Annotated in this window: 16 protein-coding genes; 11 read left to right on the top strand and 5 right to left on the bottom strand. The window is 37.6% G+C overall.

The annotated features are described in order from the left end of the window. Positions 1 to 37 precede the first annotated feature (37 nt). The 3 genes from DS885_RS15070 to DS885_RS15060 all read right to left on the bottom strand — a co-directional run bounded on the left by DS885_RS15070 (position 38) and on the right by DS885_RS15060 (position 3394). The gene (locus tag DS885_RS15070; protein ID WP_113820234.1) at positions 38 to 1033 is read right to left on the bottom strand and encodes an ABC transporter permease; all 996 of its coding nucleotides are present in this window, start codon (positions 1031 to 1033) and stop codon (positions 38 to 40) included. Positions 1034 to 1149: 116 nt separating this feature from the next. Next, on the bottom strand, positions 1150 to 2535 hold the full coding sequence (locus DS885_RS15065; protein ID WP_113820233.1) for a CmpA/NrtA family ABC transporter substrate-binding protein: 1386 nt from the start codon (positions 2533 to 2535) through the stop codon (positions 1150 to 1152). 229 nt (positions 2536 to 2764) lie between these two features. Then, positions 2765 to 3394, bottom strand: coding sequence for an ANTAR domain-containing response regulator (locus tag DS885_RS15060; RefSeq protein WP_181817778.1), 630 nt, complete (start codon positions 3392 to 3394; stop codon positions 2765 to 2767). 385 nt (positions 3395 to 3779) lie between these two features. On the opposite strand from DS885_RS15060, the gene yegD reads away from it, so the two are divergent. From yegD to DS885_RS15035, 5 genes are all read left to right on the top strand, one after another. Beyond that, entirely contained in the window at positions 3780 to 5093 is a 1314-nt protein-coding gene (gene yegD, locus DS885_RS15055) for a molecular chaperone (protein ID WP_113820231.1), read from the top strand. A 143-nt stretch (positions 5094 to 5236) separates the two neighbouring features. Next, positions 5237 to 5956 carry a PEP-CTERM sorting domain-containing protein gene (locus DS885_RS15050; RefSeq protein WP_113820230.1) on the top strand — a complete coding sequence of 240 codons (720 nt, stop codon included), beginning with the start codon at positions 5237 to 5239 and terminating at the stop codon, positions 5954 to 5956. A 329-nt stretch (positions 5957 to 6285) separates the two neighbouring features. Beyond that, positions 6286 to 7287 (top strand): DctP family TRAP transporter solute-binding subunit, encoded by a 1002-nt coding sequence (locus DS885_RS15045; RefSeq protein WP_113820229.1) that lies wholly within the window; start codon positions 6286 to 6288, stop codon positions 7285 to 7287. An 80-nt stretch (positions 7288 to 7367) separates the two neighbouring features. Further along, a complete protein-coding gene (locus tag DS885_RS15040) occupies positions 7368 to 8000 on the top strand; it encodes a TRAP transporter small permease (RefSeq protein ID WP_113820228.1) in 633 nt (210 codons plus the stop codon). After that, a complete protein-coding gene (locus tag DS885_RS15035; RefSeq protein WP_113820227.1) occupies positions 8000 to 9373 on the top strand; it encodes a TRAP transporter large permease in 1374 nt (457 codons plus the stop codon). Before DS885_RS15040 ends, DS885_RS15035 begins: the two co-directional genes overlap by 1 nt. A 155-nt stretch (positions 9374 to 9528) precedes the next feature. Here the strand turns inward: DS885_RS15035 and DS885_RS15030 are convergent, their stop codons facing one another. Further along, positions 9529 to 10857 carry a sigma-54-dependent transcriptional regulator gene (locus DS885_RS15030; RefSeq protein ID WP_113820226.1) on the bottom strand — a complete coding sequence of 443 codons (1329 nt, stop codon included), beginning with the start codon at positions 10855 to 10857 and terminating at the stop codon, positions 9529 to 9531. Then, complete coding sequence (locus DS885_RS15025) at positions 10854 to 12692, bottom strand: sensor histidine kinase (protein ID WP_258546924.1); 1839 nt, start codon at positions 12690 to 12692, stop codon at positions 10854 to 10856. The genes DS885_RS15030 and DS885_RS15025 overlap by 4 nt, the downstream gene beginning before the upstream one ends. A 453-nt stretch (positions 12693 to 13145) precedes the next feature. Here DS885_RS15025 and DS885_RS15020 point away from each other — a divergent pair, with 453 nt between their 5' ends. From DS885_RS15020 to DS885_RS14995, 6 genes are all read left to right on the top strand, one after another. Continuing rightward, a complete protein-coding gene (locus DS885_RS15020; protein ID WP_113820257.1) occupies positions 13146 to 13742 on the top strand; it encodes a glutathione S-transferase family protein in 597 nt (198 codons plus the stop codon). A gap of 514 nt (positions 13743 to 14256) precedes the next feature. After that, complete coding sequence (locus DS885_RS15015; RefSeq protein ID WP_113820225.1) at positions 14257 to 15015, top strand: amino acid ABC transporter substrate-binding protein; 759 nt, start codon at positions 14257 to 14259, stop codon at positions 15013 to 15015. Between the two features lie 25 nt (positions 15016 to 15040). After that, entirely contained in the window at positions 15041 to 15712 is a 672-nt protein-coding gene (locus DS885_RS15010; protein ID WP_113820224.1) for an amino acid ABC transporter permease, read from the top strand. A gap of 2 nt (positions 15713 to 15714) precedes the next feature. Beyond that, a complete protein-coding gene (locus DS885_RS15005) occupies positions 15715 to 16455 on the top strand; it encodes an amino acid ABC transporter ATP-binding protein (protein ID WP_113820223.1) in 741 nt (246 codons plus the stop codon). Positions 16456 to 17141: 686 nt separating this feature from the next. Next, the gene (locus DS885_RS15000; protein WP_113820222.1) at positions 17142 to 17753 is read left to right on the top strand and encodes a hypothetical protein; all 612 of its coding nucleotides are present in this window, start codon (positions 17142 to 17144) and stop codon (positions 17751 to 17753) included. 160 nt (positions 17754 to 17913) lie between these two features. Further along, entirely contained in the window at positions 17914 to 18495 is a 582-nt protein-coding gene (locus tag DS885_RS14995; protein ID WP_113820221.1) for a heme-binding beta-barrel domain-containing protein, read from the top strand. The last annotated feature ends 105 nt before the right edge of the window (positions 18496 to 18600 follow it).

Raw genomic sequence — 18600 nt, 5'->3', positions numbered from 1 at the left:
CTTAATTTCTAATGTTGCTAGTGTTAAGCAACGATTATTAAACTGTTGTTGCTGATTTATCCCAAGATGCAAAGCGTTGTAGCTGTAACATGCCTCTATCTAGGATAAAACCGATGAAACCAATCACGATCACGGCGGCCATAATGCGCGCTAATGAATCTGAACTTCCGTTTTGGAATTCATCCCATACAAATTTTCCTAAACCTGGATTTTGCGCAAGCATTTCTGCGGCGATTAATACCATCCATGCCACACCAAAAGATAAACGCATACCGGTGAAGATCATCGGTACCGACGCTGGTAATACGATTTTACGGATATGAGTTAAAATTGGTAAACGTAACACTCGACTTACATTTTTTAAGTCTTGGTCTAATGAAGAAACACCAATTGATGTGTTAATGACCATAGGCCAAAGGCTACATAGGGTTACTGTGAGTAGTGAGTTAACAAATGATTTAGAGACTAATGGATCGCTTGATACATATAGCGCACTTACTACCATAGTCACCAGTGGCAACCAGGCTAATGGTGAAACGGGTTTAAATATCTGAATAATAGGGTTGATGGCGGCGTTTAGGTTTTTACTTAATCCCATTGCGATACCGAGTGGAATGGCAATAATAGCTGCCAGTAAAAAGCCACTGGTTACGGTAATTAAGCTGGTAAATATTTGATCGACAAAAGTCTCTTTACCTGTGTATTTTCTGATTTTAGGGACGTAGGTTGGATCGTCTTCTACTCGTTTGGCATTACGAATCTCTTGACGCTCGTAAAATTTATCAGCTTTTTCTCGTTCGGCGGTGTGTTCATCGTAGAGTGAGCTAAATTGGTTAAATACCGCATTGGGTCCTGGGAATTCACCCAAAGACGTATGTATATTTTTAGCGGCGATACTCCATAACAATAAAAATACCATAATGCCTAACAATGGTAGGGCGAGTATTCGGGTTGTACTTTTAACAAACTTTTGAATTTTCACGTTTGTTGCCGATGAAATTGCTGATTTGCTACTTACTGAGCTAGTCGTCATGTTAACTGTTCCTTGTTTAACGCTTTATGCTTAGGCTCGCACTGTGAAAGTGGAGCCTAAGTGATATCTACTTAACCCATTAAGGTTAAATAGTTAATTTGAAGACCGGGTTTAAATTAAAGTTTGTCGCTCTTTTTAAGCCCAATTTCAAATGCATCAATGTAAGCGTTTGGTGTATTACCGTCATACACTAAATCATCAATAAAGTGTTGTTGTGGTGCTCGGTAACCTGTTTCAGTGGCAAAGTCAGGGAAGTCTTTTGCATCAGCTACTTTTTCATCAATCAATGATTGTGCTGCAACTTGATAAATGTCAGGGCGATATACTTTTTTCGCTAAATCCTTATACCATTCATCTGATTTTTGTTCTGAAATTTGTCCCCAACGACGCATTTGTGTTAAGTACCAAATTGCATCTGAGTAGTATGGGTAGGTTGCATTGTGTCTAAAGAATACGTTGAAGTCAGGCACGTCACGTTTGTCACCTTTTTCATATTCAAAGGTTCCCGTCATACTATTTGCAATCACTTCATAATCAGCACCCACGTAGTTAGATTGTGACAAGATCTTCACCGCAGCTGGGCGGTTAGCATTGTCATTTTCATCTAACCACATTGCTGCACGGATTAAGGCGCGGGTTAAACGGATAGTCGTATTAGGGTATTTTTCTGCAAACTCAGCTGTTAAACCAAATACTTTTTCTGGGTTATTTTTCCAAATTTCGTAATCGGTCACCACTGGCACACCAATCCCTTTAAATACGGCTTGTTGGTTCCAAGGTTCACCTACACAGTAACCATAAATCGTGCCAGCTTCTAAGGTAGATGGCATTTGTGGTGGTGGTGTTACTGATAAGATCGCATCGCCATCAATATGTCCGCTAGTATCCCCTTTATGTGGTGCGTAAAATCCTGGGTGTATGCCACCAGCAGCTAGCCAGTATCGTAATTCATAGTTATGAGTTGAAACCGGGAATACCATACCTAGGTTAAAGGGTTTACCCTCGGCTTTATATGATTCAACAACGGGTTTTAATGCATCAGCTTTAATAGGGTGGACTGGTTTACCATCGGCTTGTTTTGGAATGTTGGGTTTCATCTTATCCCAAATCTCATTAGAGACGGTGATTGCATTACCATTTAAATCCATTGAGAAAGGGGTGATAATATGTGCTTTAGTACCAAAGCCCATGGTTGCTGCAATTGGTTGACCAGCCAGCATATGTGCGCCGTCTAAACTGCCATCAATTAAACCGTTTAATAATACTTTCCAGTTTGCTTGCGCTTCTATTGTTACGTACAGTCCTTCATCTTCGAAGTAACCATTTTCGTAAGCGATTGCTATGGGAGCCATATCGGTTAATTTAATAAAACCAAATTTAAGTTCCTCTTTTTCTGGGTAGCCAATTTTATCAGCGTGAGAATAAGAGATAACGGTTGCCGAAATAGCGATGCTCAATGCTAGCTTTTTAGCGACAAACTTGACTGGTTTAATCCAACTCATTATAAAAATCCTTTTATTGTATAGTCGTTTTTTATGCAAAAAAAAAGCGCCCACCAATCACCTAATAAATTAGGTAATTAATGAGCGCCGTTGCTCTTTCAAACATAAACGTCATTGTTTATGCGTTGATAGCCTTTACTATTATTGGTAGTAATGGGTATTTCTATTTACCTTGTGTAGTCAGCTTTTATCGCCATTGATAAAAAAGCTTACAGGTAATGTTTAAATATTATTTCACCTTGTGTTCAAGTAACTCAGTCACTTCAATAACACTTTTTGCAACAGTGGCTAATGATTGTCCATTATTCATTGCCATGTTACGTAATAAGGTAAAAGCTTGTTGTTCGGTTACTTGCTTCTCTTGCATGATGTAACCTTTGGCTTTCTCCACTGTTTTTCTATCGGCCAATTGTGCTTTAGTTTTCTTAAGCTCTGCAATTAAAGATTGGCGTTGTTTGAAACGTTCTATTGCTACATCAATCAGGCAAGTCAATCGACTTTCTTGTATTTCACCAACTATATAAGCGCTTACTCCGGCTTTTAATGTCGATTGAATCATCTCTCTTGCATCTTGTTTGGCAAAAACTAACACAGGTAATGGTGTTAATTTATCGATGTTGGTGAGCTCTTTTAAAATACGGTCACTAGGTGTGTGTGTATTGATCACCATGATGTCTGCGACGGTATCAGTGCAAGTTGATGAAATAGCTTGTTGGGTATCAATGTGTAAAGAAATAGTATAATTGAGGTGGATGAGGTGATGTTTCAATTCAGACTGGTCGTTAGGCCTGTCTTCAATTAATAACACAGTCAGATTAGGGTGAGAATTGGTTAACGCATCCATTGCTATTACCTCCATTAAAATCCATTTTAACATTTAATTAACAAGGTTGTTCTTGGTAAAACATAGCACGATGAGTGCCATGTTTTAAATTTATATAAATATCAATAAGTTAACCTTTATTCGGTATTTTAGATTCATCTTTTAGCTATTTATTTTGCACCATCGCACAACAAAAATAGTGTTATGCACTAAATAGGGGCGTTACCTATAAAGAATAAGTTACTTGTCTTTTTCGTTTGGTTTTTTGTTGCTAATTTTTGTTTTAGGCTTTGTTCCTGATTGTTGCGTGCTAATTAAGCTAACAGTGACTGTTTATGTTTTTTTAACTGTCATCACCTAGGTATTTATTATTGGATCGGGTAATATCTCGCTCCTTTATTTTTTGTATTTAGGAAATGTTATGAGCGCTGATTTTATTGGAATCGACTTTGGAACAAGTAACTGTGCGGTTGCTGCACTAGTTGATAATTTACCGACTCTCATTGTCGTTGATGAAAACAGTGATAACCCATACAAAATACGTTCTGCTATCTATTTAGCGCATGATGAGTCAGGCGCTGATAGCCATGATGCTAAAGCCAATGAGCAAACACTGAATGATATGTTAGCCGCTGGTGAGATCCTTTTTGGAGAGCAAGGTTTTAAAGCTTTTTTAGAAACACCCCATGAAGGGCGCTATGTGAATAGCCCTAAAAACTTCCTAGGGGCGAAAATTCCAAAGCGCCTGCTAGATAGTTTTGAAACCTTAGTAGTGCGTTTCCTCTCTTACTTGAAACAGTGCGCAGAAAAGCAATTGTCAAAACAGATCACTAAAGCGGTGATCGCACGTCCTGTTAACTACCATTCCACTATGGGTGAGTTAGGTAACCAACAAGCAGAAGCATTAATGTTACGTGCAGCGCATAAAGTTGGTTTTACTGAAGTAGACTTTATCCACGAACCTTTAGCTGCTGCATATCACTTTGAACAAAACATTAAAAAAGCAACAGATGCTATGGTGGTGGATTTAGGCGGTGGTACATCTGATGTTACCTTCTGTGAACTGAGTCAGGATAAAGCCAATAATCTAGATAGAGATGCAGATATTTTTGCAACAAAAGGGATCAGACAAGGTGGTATTGTGTCTGATAAAGCCTTAGCCGCAGGGATTGTTTCGCCATTGTTTGGTCGTGGTGGAAGAACTGATACGGGAAGAGCGATTCCTAATATGTTGTTCTCCGGTGTTTACGATATCGATAACATTCCGTTAATGGGCGAATTTTACTCACCTGCACGCGCTAAGTTGATATCCGAGTACATTTTTGAAAGTGAAGACCCTTTACCATTAATGCGATTACAGCGAGTTCAAAAACAACGTTTAACCCACCAATTAATGCACGCTATTGAGTCTGCAAAAATAAATTTGAGTGATAAACCACAAACTGAGTTATCGCTTTCGTTTATTGAAAGTACTTTGCAGTTAAACATCGAACGTCAGGAAGTCTCTGAAACTATGGTTAATTGGCTGGATAAGATGTTTGTAATGATTGATGAGGCTATTACAGAAGCAGGTAAAGCCCCTGAAATTATTTATTTAACCGGTGGTATGGGACTTTCTCCTTTAATACAAAGCGCGCTGAAAGAGCGTTATCCTGAGGTCACTATTAATGTTGCTGATGCGTTTAGCTCGGTAGTGTTTGGTGCTTTATTAAAAGCGAAACGATTGTATGCGTAAATGTGATAAATAATCACCTTTACCTCAATAATTATTACTAATGGTATATAAGCTTATTACAGTAATGTGTCTATAATTAAGTGTTAAACAAAGAATGAACAACTTTATCTTGTATGGAACTATAAATTCGTTAAGGAGTAACGATGATTGTTAAACATTGGATGATACTAGCATCTGCTGTGATAGCGCCATTAGCTTCGGCTACCACTATTACATTTGATGATTTAGACAACGGCACACGTGTTGATGATGAGTATTTGTCAACTTATGGTGTCACTTTTGATGGTGTTAATGTTGACCGAAACAAATCAAATCTAGCCGTTGTATTTGATAGCACATTAGATAATACCGCTGACCCAGATTTAGAGTCGCCTTTTACTAATGTAAACAACCCAAGCCTAGGAGTATCTAACCCAGGTAATATATTAATTATTCACGAAAAACCAAAGTCTTGTGATGCATTCACCTGTAGTAACCCTGATGATGAAGGTAGTCGTCCTGCAGGGTATTTCACTATCGACTTCTCTGAAAGTGTTATTTTAAATAGTATCGATTTCTTTGATGTTGAATACACTGAAACAAATACTAATACCGCCATCCATTTATATGACGTTAATGGTTTAGAGTTAAATATCGGTGAGTTCTTTACACCAAATACAGGTGGCGATAATACCTGGGACCGTTTGTACTTTGATGTGGCAGATGTTTCTTCGATAGAGATTAATCTATATGGGTCGGGTGCAATCAGTAATATTGATTTTACTGCGTCAACCACCTCAGTGCCTGAGCCAACTACGTTAGCAGTGTTTGCGATGGGGTTAATGGGATTAGTTGGCATAAGACGTCAACAACGTAAAGGTTAATACAGATTTCCAATCTTATTTAAAAGGTCACTTCGGTGGCCTTTTTTATTGCCTAAACTCTTCTTCTATTTTTCAACACATTAATAATGGTGGGTTCTGACTCATTAACCTAAATATAATGGGTGAAATCCCACCCATTATATTTAGGTTGCTGTAATTTCAAACCTACTCACTTCCTTCTAGCTACCGTCAATACTGAGTCCATCGTTTATTTTAAATGTTGGCTTGTGCTTTGCTATATCTGTTTGATGTTAAAAATATTTGTGATCGGTTCGGTCATAAGCAAAACCCGCGCAGTGATGCGCATCATATGGATATAGGAGCTTCACATGTTTAAAAAAATTACTGTAATTTCTCTTTGTAGCGCAGCTTTGCTGTCAGGTACTCAAGCTTATGCAAACTGTGACCCAGGTGAAATGGTTATTAAGTTTAGTCATGTTACCAATGCAGATAAACACCCCAAAGGCGTTGCTGCTTCATTATTAGAAAAACGTGTTAATGAAGAGATGAATGGTAAGGCGTGTATGCAAGTGTTTCCAAACTCTACTTTATATGATGATAACCAAGTGTTAGAAGCCTTGTTAAACGGAGATGTGCAGTTAGCTGCACCATCTTTATCTAAATTTGAAAAAATCACCAAGAAATACCGTATTTTTGATCTGCCTTTCCTGTTTGATGATGTGGCTGCCGTGGATCGTTTCCAAAACTCTGATGCAGGAGATAAATTAAAAAATGCCATGAATCGCCGTGGTTTAAAAGGGTTAGAGTTCTGGCATAACGGTATGAAGCAATTGTCTGCAAATAAGCCTTTACTAGTGCCTGGAGATGCTAAGGGACTTAAATTCCGTGTACAAGCCTCTGATGTATTAGTGGCTCAATTTGAACAACTAGGTGCAAACCCTCAAAAGATGTCTTTTAAAGAGGTGTACGGTGGTCTACAAACTAAAGTTATTGATGGTCAAGAAAACACATGGTCAAACACCTACGGTAAAAAGTTCTTTGAAGTTCAAGATGGGGTAACTGAAAGTAACCATGGCATCTTAGATTACTTAGTAGTGACTTCTGGCGATTGGTGGGATGGACTACCAGATGATATGCGTAATCAGCTAGCGACTATTTTACAAGAAGTTACAGAAACACGTAACAGTGAGTCAACAGCCGTTAATGAATTGAATAAACAAAACATTATTAAAGCTGGTGGTGTGGTACGCAGTTTAACCCCTGATCAACGCCAACAATGGGTGACAGCTTTGAAACCGGTTTGGAAGAAGTTTGAAAAGGATATTGGTAGCGACTTAATTGAAGCTGCACAGGCCTCTAATAATAAATAACCTGTAAATTGGGCACTCTTATTCATGTCAACAGTAAGAGTGCCGCTTTCCTAAGATTGTCATTAAAGAAGGAGTTGTTAATGGCCAATACACTGTTTACCCGTATAGGGAAAATCACCGACCATATTGAAGAGACATTAATCGCTGCATTTTTAGGGGTAATGACCTTACTGACCTTTGCTAATGTGATTGTCCGTTATGTGTTTAACGACAACATCTTATGGGCCTTAGAGTTAACTGTATTTATGTTTGCCTGGATGGTTCTGGTGGGTGCTTCCTATGGCGTTAAAAAGCATTCTCATATTGGTGTGGATGTGGTGATTAATCTGGTGCCTACAGGTTTGAAAAAGGGGTGTGCATTATTGGCAGTTGCTACTTGCTTGTTCTTTTCTATCGCTTTATTGATTGGCTCTTGGAATTATTGGGTCCCCTTTATTACTGACCGTGCTTGGTATGAAACGGAAGATATACCAATGCCTGAGTTACTGCAGTTTTTATCTGATTGGTTTAATGAAGGCGAGCGCTACGAAAGATTACCTCGATTCATTCCATATTTTGCATTACCACTATCAATGGCATTAATGACGTTTAGGTTTTTACAAATTGCATGGCAAATTATGACTAATACTACGGACCGCATGATTGCGAGCCATGAAGCTGAAGAAAAAATAGATGCTTTGCATGATACGGACGTTAAACAGGAGAAAAGCTAATGGCGATGTTAATGCTATTTATTATGGTGATCATATTGATGGTGATCGGTGTGCCTATTGCTATCTCCTTAGGTGCTTCTAGTATTGTCTTTCTGTTGATTCATTCCGATGCGTCACTAGCTTCTATTGCGCAAACACTGCTTAATGCCTTTACCGGTCATTACACTTTATTAGCTATTCCGTTTTTTATACTCGCCTCTAGCTTTATGGCAACGGGAGGGGTGGCTAAACGTATTATTCGTTTTGCAATTGCACTGGTTGGCTCATTACGTGGCGGTCTGGCGATGGCGTCTGTGGTGGCATGTATGATGTTTGCTGCCTTGTCAGGTTCTTCTCCTGCGACGGTTGTGGCCATTGGTGGGATTGTGATTGCTGGTATGGTAAAGAATGGTTATACCAAAGAGTTTGCCGCAGGTGTAATTTGTAATGCCGGTACGTTGGGGATTCTTATTCCACCGTCTATTGTCATGGTGGTCTATGCAGCCGCTACCGATGTGTCTGTAGGGCGTATGTTCTTGGGTGGAGTTATACCAGGTTTATTAGCGGGTTTAATGCTAATGTTTGCCATCTACCTTTATGCTCGATACAAAAAAATTCCAGCACAACCTTTTGTTGGGTGGGGAGAAGTGTTTAATGCAGCTAAAGGCGCAGGCTGGGGATTACTATTAATTGTTATTATTCTCGGTGGTATCTATGGCGGTGTATTCACACCTACTGAAGCAGCTGCTGTGGCAGCGGTGTACGCCTTTGTGATTTCTAACTTTGTATATAAAGATATGGGACCTTTATCGGACAAAGAGCCTGAGCATAAAAAAGCGAAACCCTATTTGTTAAAAGCGATGCATGTCTTTTGTCATGAAGATACCCGTAAGACGTTATACGAAGCCGGTAAATTAACTATTATGTTAATGTTTATCGTTGCCAATGCGTTGATTCTTAAACATGTATTGACGGAAGAGCGTATTCCTCAAATGATCACAGAGTCTATGCTATCAGCAGGACTTGGGCCGATTGAGTTTTTAATAGTGGTTAATCTACTGTTATTAGTTGGTGGGCAATTCATGGAGCCTTCAGGTCTGTTAATTATCGTGGCACCATTAGTGTTTCCTATTGCTATTGCATTAGGGATTGATCCAATTCACCTTGGGATCATGATGGTGGTGAATATGGAGATAGGGATGATCACGCCACCTGTTGGCTTGAATCTATTTGTGACTGCGGGTGTGGCTAAACTATCTATGATGAAAGTGGTTAAAGCTTCTCTACCGCTAGTTGGGGTGATGTTTATCTTCTTGATGATAGTGACTTACATTCCTGCTGTCTCTACTTGGTTACCTAATTTGATGATGGGGCCAGAAGTGATCACTAAGTAGCTAGTTTTTTATTAAATAGACCTTATTGAGTGGGTGTAGTAAGTCTATTTTAATATTGGTGGTTAATAAATGCTGGAGCTAATGACTCCAGCATTTTTGTATTTAACAAAAGTAATTAGAATAAGTAACTGCCTCTTACTCCTCGCTATTTCACTCTACTCCTCACTTTTAAAGTTCTGCTTTTGTAAGCCATGTTTTTGCATTTTATCGTATAAGGTTTTACGCGGTAAGGTAAGTGCTTCCATGGTGTCTTTAATACAGCCATTATTGATACTTAAGGCTTGCTCTATTAAGGTCTTTTCAAATACCTCAACTTGTTCAGACAAACTTAAGCCAGCGTTAATGTTATTATTGGCTTGATTCAAATCTGATAAACTTCCTAATAAGATGAATCGCTCTGCGGCATTTCTTAATTCTCTGACATTGCCAGGCCAATCATGACTGATTAAGGCTTGTAACGAATCAGCGGGGAGCGCGGGTGCTGCTTTTCCATAACGTGCTGCTGCGACGAGTAAGAAATGATGAAACAGTGGAGCAATATCTTCCTTACGTTGGCGTAATGGCGGTAAGTCTAAAGTGACCATGTTTAAGCGATAATAGAGATCTTGTCGAAAATGTTCGGTTTCTTTTAAATCTACTTTTGTTGCTGCTATGATCCTGATATCTAAGTCTATGGCTTTATTAGAGCCGACTCTTTCTAAAGTACGCTCTTGTAATACTCTTAACAACCTAACTTGTGCTTGCATCGGCATAGACTCAATCTCATCAAGAAATAGAGTGCCTCCCTGTGCATATTCGAATTTACCTATGCGTTGCGATTCTGCGCCGGTAAAAGCGCCTTTTTCATGGCCATATAGCTCACTCTCAATTAAGTTTTCAGGTACTGCCCCACAATTTACTGCAACAAAGTTATGCTCACTGCGTTGGCTTTGTTCGTGTAATGATCGCGCGACTAACTCTTTGCCTGTCCCCGTTTCACCATAAAGTAAAATATCCGCATGACTATCAGCAACTCGGCAGATCATCTGCTTTAAAGCAACAATACTTGGTGTATTGCCTATGATCCTAGGGCCTAATATATCTTTACTTTGTAGGGCCCTTTTTAATTCACGGTTTTCCAGGGTTAACTGTCTTTTTTCAATGGCTTTACGGGTAATCTCTATTAACCTATCTGAAGCAAAGGGTTTTTCTATGAAATCATAAGCGCCATTTCTGATTGCTTCTACTGCCATAGAGATATCACCATGACCGGTAATTAACACAATGGGTAAGTCGGCGTCTTTTTGCTGTATTGTATTTAACAGTTGTAGACCTGTGATCCCAGGTAAACGAATATCGGAGATGATCATTAAGGGAGAGTGGCTTTGCATTGCCACTAACGCGGATTCTGCGTCAGCAAAACATTGTGCTTGTATATCTGCTAAAGCAAAGCTTTGTTGATGAGCGATGCGCATATCCTCTTCATCATCAATAAAAAATATCATTGAGCGTGCTCCTTACTGCTGCTTTCATTAACTGTTTTAAGGGACAGATAGATTGGCAGGCTAATGGTGAACTCAGCGCCTTGCTCTTGTCTATTTTGGGCAGTTAATTTACCTTGCATGTTATTAATAATTTGTTGTGAAATAGAAAGCCCTAACCCTAATCCTGTTTTTTTGGTGGTAAAAAAAGGTTCAAAAAGCTGTGCTAAGTGGTTTTTATCTATGCCTGTACCTTTATCCAGTACTTTGATGATCGCTTCATTTTCGTTATAGCTAAGCCTTACTTTTATTTGTTTTTGCTGACTACCTTGCATGGATTGCAAAGCATTAGAGAGTAGGTTGATAATAATTTGCTCTAGTTGGATAGCGTCAGCTTTAACTTCAATGAAGGTGGTTGGCATATCTAATGTCAATTCAACTTGTTGACTTTTAAATTGCGCTTTAAGTAACTCTTGTGCCGCTAAAATTACCGGCTGTAACGCGACTACTTGTAATTCTCCATCGGATTTTCTCGCAAAAGATTTAAGTTGTGCACTAATTTTGGCCATACGTTCGGTTAAGGAAGTGATACGCGTTAAATTTTCATGAACATTATCTAGTTTGTCTCTGTCCAAATAAACAATGGCGTTATCAGCATAACTGCGAATGGCTGAGAGAGGGTTATTTAATTCATGACTTATGCTGGTGGATAGTTGTCCTAATACTGCGAGTTTGGCTGATTGTATAAGCTCTTTTTGAGTTGAGCGTAAAGCTGTTTCCGCTTTATGTCTTTCTTCGATTTCCGCCTGTAACGCAGACGTTCTTTCTAATACCGTCATTTCTAAGGTTTGTTTTGCTTTCGCTTCTAAACGCACTTGTTCTTGGTGGCGATGTAATTGTTGTTTAACCATGATTAAAGAGAGATAGATGAGTAAATAAAGCAAGGTGATTATTAAGGTTAAAATTAATAGTTCGATAATAATAGGGACAATCGGCGCAAAGACTCTTACTGTCCATTGCTTATCTTCAGAGACAGTGAACAAGGATAAGTAATAATTAGAGAAAGGGCGTTTATTCGCTAAAGTAAGTAAACTTGCTTGCTTATCTAATGCACCATAAATAGGTGGTAAAGATGGTATCGGGCGCTGTAAGTAACGTTTTTCATTATTGATGGCTCTGACCTGTTGTTTCGATAAAGGTTTTAAACTATGAAATAGCCAATCTGCTCTTGATGAAATAAATACGATGCCATCGTTATCGGTAACCAAAAAATCCTGCTCTTTGCCTATCCAATCCTTTTCAATTAAAGACAGATCCATCTTGACCACGATAACCCCAATCACCTGTTGTTCATTCTTAATTGGATAGGAAAAATAGTATCCTCGTTTTCCTGAACGAGACCCTAACGCAAAGTACTGCGCACGCTGCCCTTGTATTGCATCTTGGAAATAGGGACGAAAGTCGAAATTGTTGCCGATAAAAGTAGTCTCTTTTTGCCAATTACTGGCTGCAATAGTAGTCCCATGTTTATCAAGTAAGTAAGTGTCTGACGCAGTGACGATGTTATTTATAGATTGCAGATGTTTATTGATGTTATCTATGACAGATGGATTATTTGGGTATTGAAACGCGTTAAAGATGACATCCTGTGCCGATAATAACTGCGGAATAAACGCGTAGTGTCCAAGTTGGCTATCTAAGTGACGTTTAAAGCGCTCTAATTGTTGCTGGTTGCTGATTTGTAATGACTGGTAACTGGTTTGCCATAGTGTGTGGAGACTAATAACCAAGGTAATGCAGTATAATAAAAAACATAAAGTATTAATACGGCGTCCTAATGGCATATTATTAGTTGTCACAACATTATCCCTTTACTCAAAATAGGCCTATAAGTTACCTCAATCAGTGCAGTTTTATTGTTTCTTAACGCATAGTTTAGTATTTAATCTATTGATACTTATGATAATGTGAGAAAGCGCCTATTTTATTTATTATCCTAATTGTCTTTGAACTTTCTATTTATTACAAAGCCTGTGCATAGGCTAATAAAATTATCTGCTGGTGGCTTGTTTGAATAGTTTTAAGCCATTAAAAAAGTTCGCAGAATGAGTGTAAAGTAACGGGGATTTTGATCTTAAAGCATTATTAACATACAGTGCTGTCATCGTGTTTATTTTAGGCTTTGTCGCCATGCTTGGAGTAATCCATTATTGTTAGTGTTTTCTTTACCAGGATAAGGTCAGGAGAGCTACGCTCATTTATGATTTGTGTCATTGTGCGGTACTACAGTACCCTAAGGATAGAGTATGCCAATAACCATATACGGAGATAGCCTGTCAGGTAATTGTTATAAAGTGAAATTATTATGTGCTTTATTACAGATACCGCATGATTGGGTTGAGGTTGATATTTTAAAAGGGGAAACCCGTACAGATAGCTTTTTAGCCATGAACCCCAACGCAAAGATCCCGTTACTCGTCACCGAAGATCAACAATTTTTATCTGAATCCAACGCTATTCTTTATTATTTAGCACAACAAAGTGAATTGTTTCCTGAAACTCAATATCAACAAGCAATTTGCATGCAATGGATGTTCTTTGAACAATATAGCCATGAGCCGTACATTGCCGTAGCACGTTTTATTCATAAATACCTAGGCAGCCCAGCAGACCGACTTGAGGAGTTAGCGGGTAAACAAGCGGGCGGTAATAAAGCTTTAGGCGTGATGGAAGTAAGGTTGCAAGATTATCCCTATTTAGTCGGCGATGATTTTAGTATTGCTGATATTTGTTTGTTTGCTTATACGCACGTGGCCTATGAAGGCGGCTTTAATTTAAATGGTTATCCGGCGATTTTGGCTTGGATCTCACGTATAAAAAATCATGCAGATTATATTGCTATTGGCTAAGTGCTGATAAATTGTTCTATTCTCTAGCAGAGCAGGGCTAACTCTCTATTATATAACATTAAGTTATAAAATCTTAAACGACAGGGGTGCAAGAGTAGTTTACTATTCGCAACACATTTCCAGTTGAATGGCTGTGTTTTGCTTTAGAATCAATTATTTTGATGATTTTAATATTGATTTTACGGTAGAATTTGGCTGTTTTTCTGACAAATAATCATTTAGTTCAATTAATAAACAAAGATTGTGTTAATAGTAACAAACTGTCTAGGTATAAAAGTTAGATAGTCGGTTATTAAAGGTTTAACTCGCTTTCTATTAATATCGCTAGTTTGATTATTGGAATAATAATTATCTCATTAAACAATAATAGATAGGTTTAATGACACTTTTACTATAGCTAACCCAATAACGGTAATTAAAGGTAATTTTTAGTTGTTAAAGATAATTGTCTTGCTACTGAAAATAGATGGATCTTAATTAGCATATTGGAAACACCACCTATATAGGGATTACTATGAAATTATTTTTTAAAAAGGCGCTGATTGCTTTCGTAGCAGCAAGTAGTTTATTAACTGTTCCTGCATTTGCACAAGAAACTGTGAAAGTAGGTATGTCTGGTCGTTACTTCCCATTCACATTCTCTAAGCAAGATAAACTACAAGGCTTTGAAGTTGATGTATGGAATGAAATTGCAAAACGTTCAGATTACAAAGTTGAATATGTAACAGCAAGTTTTTCTGGTTTATTTGGTATGTTAGAAGCAGGTCATATCGATACTATCTCTAACCAAATCACTATTACTGAAGCACGTACTGCTAAATATGCATTCTCAACACCTTACGTGATTGACGGTGTTCAGGTTACAGTTCGTAAAGGCCGCGATGATATTCAAGGTATCGAAGACCTTAAAGGTAAAAAAGTAGCTGTTAACCTAGGTAGTAACTTTGAAGAAGTACTGCGTAAATACGATATTAACAACGAAATCAATATCGTGACTTACGATACAGGTATCGAGCAAGATGTTGCTTTAGGTCGTGCTGATGCATTTGTGATGGATCGCGTATCTTCAGTTCAATTAATTAAAGAAGCGGGTTTACCATTACAATTAGCTGGTCACCCATTTGAAGAAATTAAAAATGCGATGCCATTCTTAAACAAACCATCTCAATTAGCTATTCGTGATCAAGTTAATACTGCTTTAGCATCAATGCGCGCTGACGGTAAATTAGCTGAGATTTCTAATAAGTGGTTCGGTACAGACATTACACAATAATATTAATCCTTAAAGAGTCGTTTTTATGCAAAGTTCTTTTGATCTTCAATACATAATTGAATTAATGCCCATTTTACTTAAGTATCTTGGGGTAACAATGGAAATGGCACTTTGGGGGTTCTTATTTGCATTAATACTCGCGCTTGGTTTAGCGCTAGTGCGAGTATTTAAAATTGCTTTTATTCAACACCTTGCGTCACTTTATATTTCATTTTTTCGTGGTACACCTTTATTAGTACAGTTATTTCTTCTGTATTATGGTTTTCCACAGTTCATGCCTATCTTTGTCGGTATGGATGCATTTACTGCCGCTATTATTGGTCTGTCATTACATTTCTCTGCATACATGGCAGAAAGTATTCGAGCAGCTATCTTAGGCATTGATAAATCGCAAATGGAAGCCTGTCTTAGTATTGGTATGACACGCTTACAGGCTATGAAACGCGTTATATTACCTCAAGCATCACGTGTAGCGACCCCATCTTTAATGAATTACTTTATCGATATGATTAAAAGTACCTCTTTAGCCTTCACTCTTGGTGTCGCTGAAATTATGGCAAAAGCGCAAATGGAAGCCTCTTCTAGCTTTAAATTTTTTGAAAGTTTCTTAGCTGTTGCAGTGATTTACTGGGTAGTCGTTATCTTCTTCACGCGTATTCAACATTTATTAGAATACAGACTTAATAAGGCTTATTAATTATGATCAACGTGTCTAAATTAGGTAAAAAATTTGGTGATTTAGCCGTGCTCAAAGAGATAAACTTTGAAGTTGCTAAAGGTGAAATTGTAGTGATTATCGGCCCATCAGGGACGGGTAAATCTACATTACTACGTTGCCTAAATTATCTGGAAACACCGACTACAGGTATAATCACTATTGGGCCGGCGAGTATCGACGCGGTGGATCATAAAGCCAAAGATGTTACTGCATTACGTAAACAAAGTAGTTTTGTATTTCAAAATTATTCTTTATTTGCAAACAAAACGGCATTACAAAATGTAGCCGAAAGTTTGATTACTGTTTGGAAGGTTCCTAAGCAGCAAGCATTATCAACAGCTGAAACTATTTTAGTAAAAGTAGGTTTAGCCGAAAAACTTAATGCTTATCCTTCACAGTTATCGGGTGGACAACAACAACGTGTTGGTATTGCACGTGCAATGGCAGCAAAAGGTGAAGTCATCTTATTTGATGAGCCAACGTCAGCGTTAGATCCAGAATGGGTTGATGAAGTATTAGCGGTGATGAAACAATTAGCTTTCGAGAAACAAACCATGATTGTGGTGACCCACGAAATGCAATTTGCTAAAGAGGTCGCGGACCGAGTGATCTTTATGGAAGATGGTTACATTGTAGAGCAGGGCACACCTCAACAGATATTTTCTAATCCTGAAAATGAACGAACTAAAGCCTTTGTTAAGCGAGCTTTAAAGCAACATTAATCTATTCTAAGCTACCTCTACTCTGGGGTAGCTTTAGGCATTTCCATCCAAGGTTTCTGCTTATTATTCTTTACAAAGAATAATGTTATTACTTTGTTAAAATAGCTTTATTACTTTTTCTCTCTTGTTATAATCTCGCGCTTTATTAATTAGGCTTTATAAAGCAAGCAACTTCTATTATTTAATATAGTTAGCATAGCGGTATTAAATCATCATTAAAGGATTAATGAGTTTAACTTGATGAGAATTAAAGAATATAAAACCATTCTTTCATCATTAATAAATTAATTCTATTTCAGTAAAACACTTGTCAAAAACATTAAACCACTAATCTATATTCAATGAATGTAGATTAAGTCATTAATGGTGTTGATAAAGTCGCAACGTTAAGAGTTTCCCCTCATAGGTTCAGGGCAATCTTATTAGAAAAAGAGTAATTTACTATTAAAGTTATCTCTGAAGATTGCTTGTTTATACAATTGTATTCTACCACTTAACTATCTTAACTTAGGTTAACTCCTTACGTGATAGAGACGTTATTGAACATGATTGGTATTTTAAAAGTGTAATTTATAAATTTGTGCTGTTGAGATCGTTAATAGGCTTTTGAGCTATACGAAATCAATTTTTAACTCATTCATCTCATTAAATATGTGAGATGAAAATCATCATGGCAGACCCTATTTATGTTTTTACTTCGCGCTTTACTCTATTTAATCGTTGTTTCTGTAGTGGCAATATTGATCGATATGGAAGGTTACCAACTTCATACTCATGCTCAATATAGCGAACATACATTGACTGAACATCTTCAAGACCTATTAACTTTCAGTAGTTGTATGTTGTTTCTATGGGCAGCTAAGTTAGATAATGCATCAAATATTATTGGTAAAATATTAGCTGCGTTATTAGCGATGATGTTTGTTAGAGAGTCTGACTCGTTATTGGATCATCATGTATTTGATGGTGCTTGGCAGATCTTGGTATGTATGATTTTCATCGCGTTAATATGTTCATTACGAGGTCAGTTATCACAGATATATAAGGCTTTAAAAGCCTACACTACTCTGCCAAGTTATGGTGTGTTCTTATCTGGGTTTATTACGCTTGTAGCGTTTTCACGACTAATGGGACGAGGTTCATTTTGGCAGGCTGTGATGGGCGAACAATATGTCCGTATCGTTAAAAATATTGTAGAAGAGGGCACAGAAACCTTAGGTTATACCCTCATCTTATTGTCAGCTATTGAGTTGGTTATCAGTGCTTATCAAAAAAGAAGACAAACCATCAATGGGTAATTGAATTGGTGGTAAGTAGTTAGTGTTAAATAACTGCTTACCAGTCATTCATTCTGCCACTACACTAAAGTAGTAATTTCTACTAAAGCTCCTGATATTTATATATAATTCTGCTCAAAACCTTCCCCACAAAAAATTATTAATAATAAAAGGCAACAATATGCAGGAGCAAGACCCAATCGATTACGGACCATTAGCTGGGTTAATTGGTACATGGAAAGGCAATAAAGGTAAAGATAAATCCCCCGAAGCAGATGGGTCTACAGAACTTAATGACTACTTTGAAACGCTTGTTTTTATAGAAGCAGGTGAAACATCTAATGCCGAAGAACAAACGTTGAGCGCAGTACAATACACTCAGTTAGTACAAAGAAGCTCGACGGGAAAAATCATTCATCGTGAAGTGGGTTACTGGTTATGGGAGCAAGGTACTGAGAATGTTATCAACTCTTTGACCATACCCCGAGGGCTTTCTGTGCTTGCTGGCGGTAAAGCAATCACAAAACGCTCAACTGTATTTGAAGTTGAAGCTCGTTTAAATTGTCCTAATTGGCCAATTACCGAATCTGCATTTTTACAAACAAAGGCATCAACAAAATCATTGCAAAAAAAGATGACTCTTTCTGGTGATAAATTACAATATTCACAACATATGATATTAGATATTTATGGTAATGAATTTAATCATAATGACCATCACAGATTAATGAGAGAGGTTTTGATTACGGATAATTTAAGTTAATTAATAGTATTTAGTTAACTAATTTTGTCGATTAAATTTACAGTACATAAAGTACTACTTTTTAATTAATTTTTAACACTTTACATTTCAATGGATTACCTATTT

The organism is Psychromonas sp. B3M02, assembly GCF_003318165.1.
Classification (GTDB): Bacteria; Pseudomonadota; Gammaproteobacteria; order Enterobacterales; family Psychromonadaceae; genus Psychromonas.
Note: the sequence above shows the minus strand (reverse complement) of the source record. Positions and strands in the feature narration are given on the sequence as shown.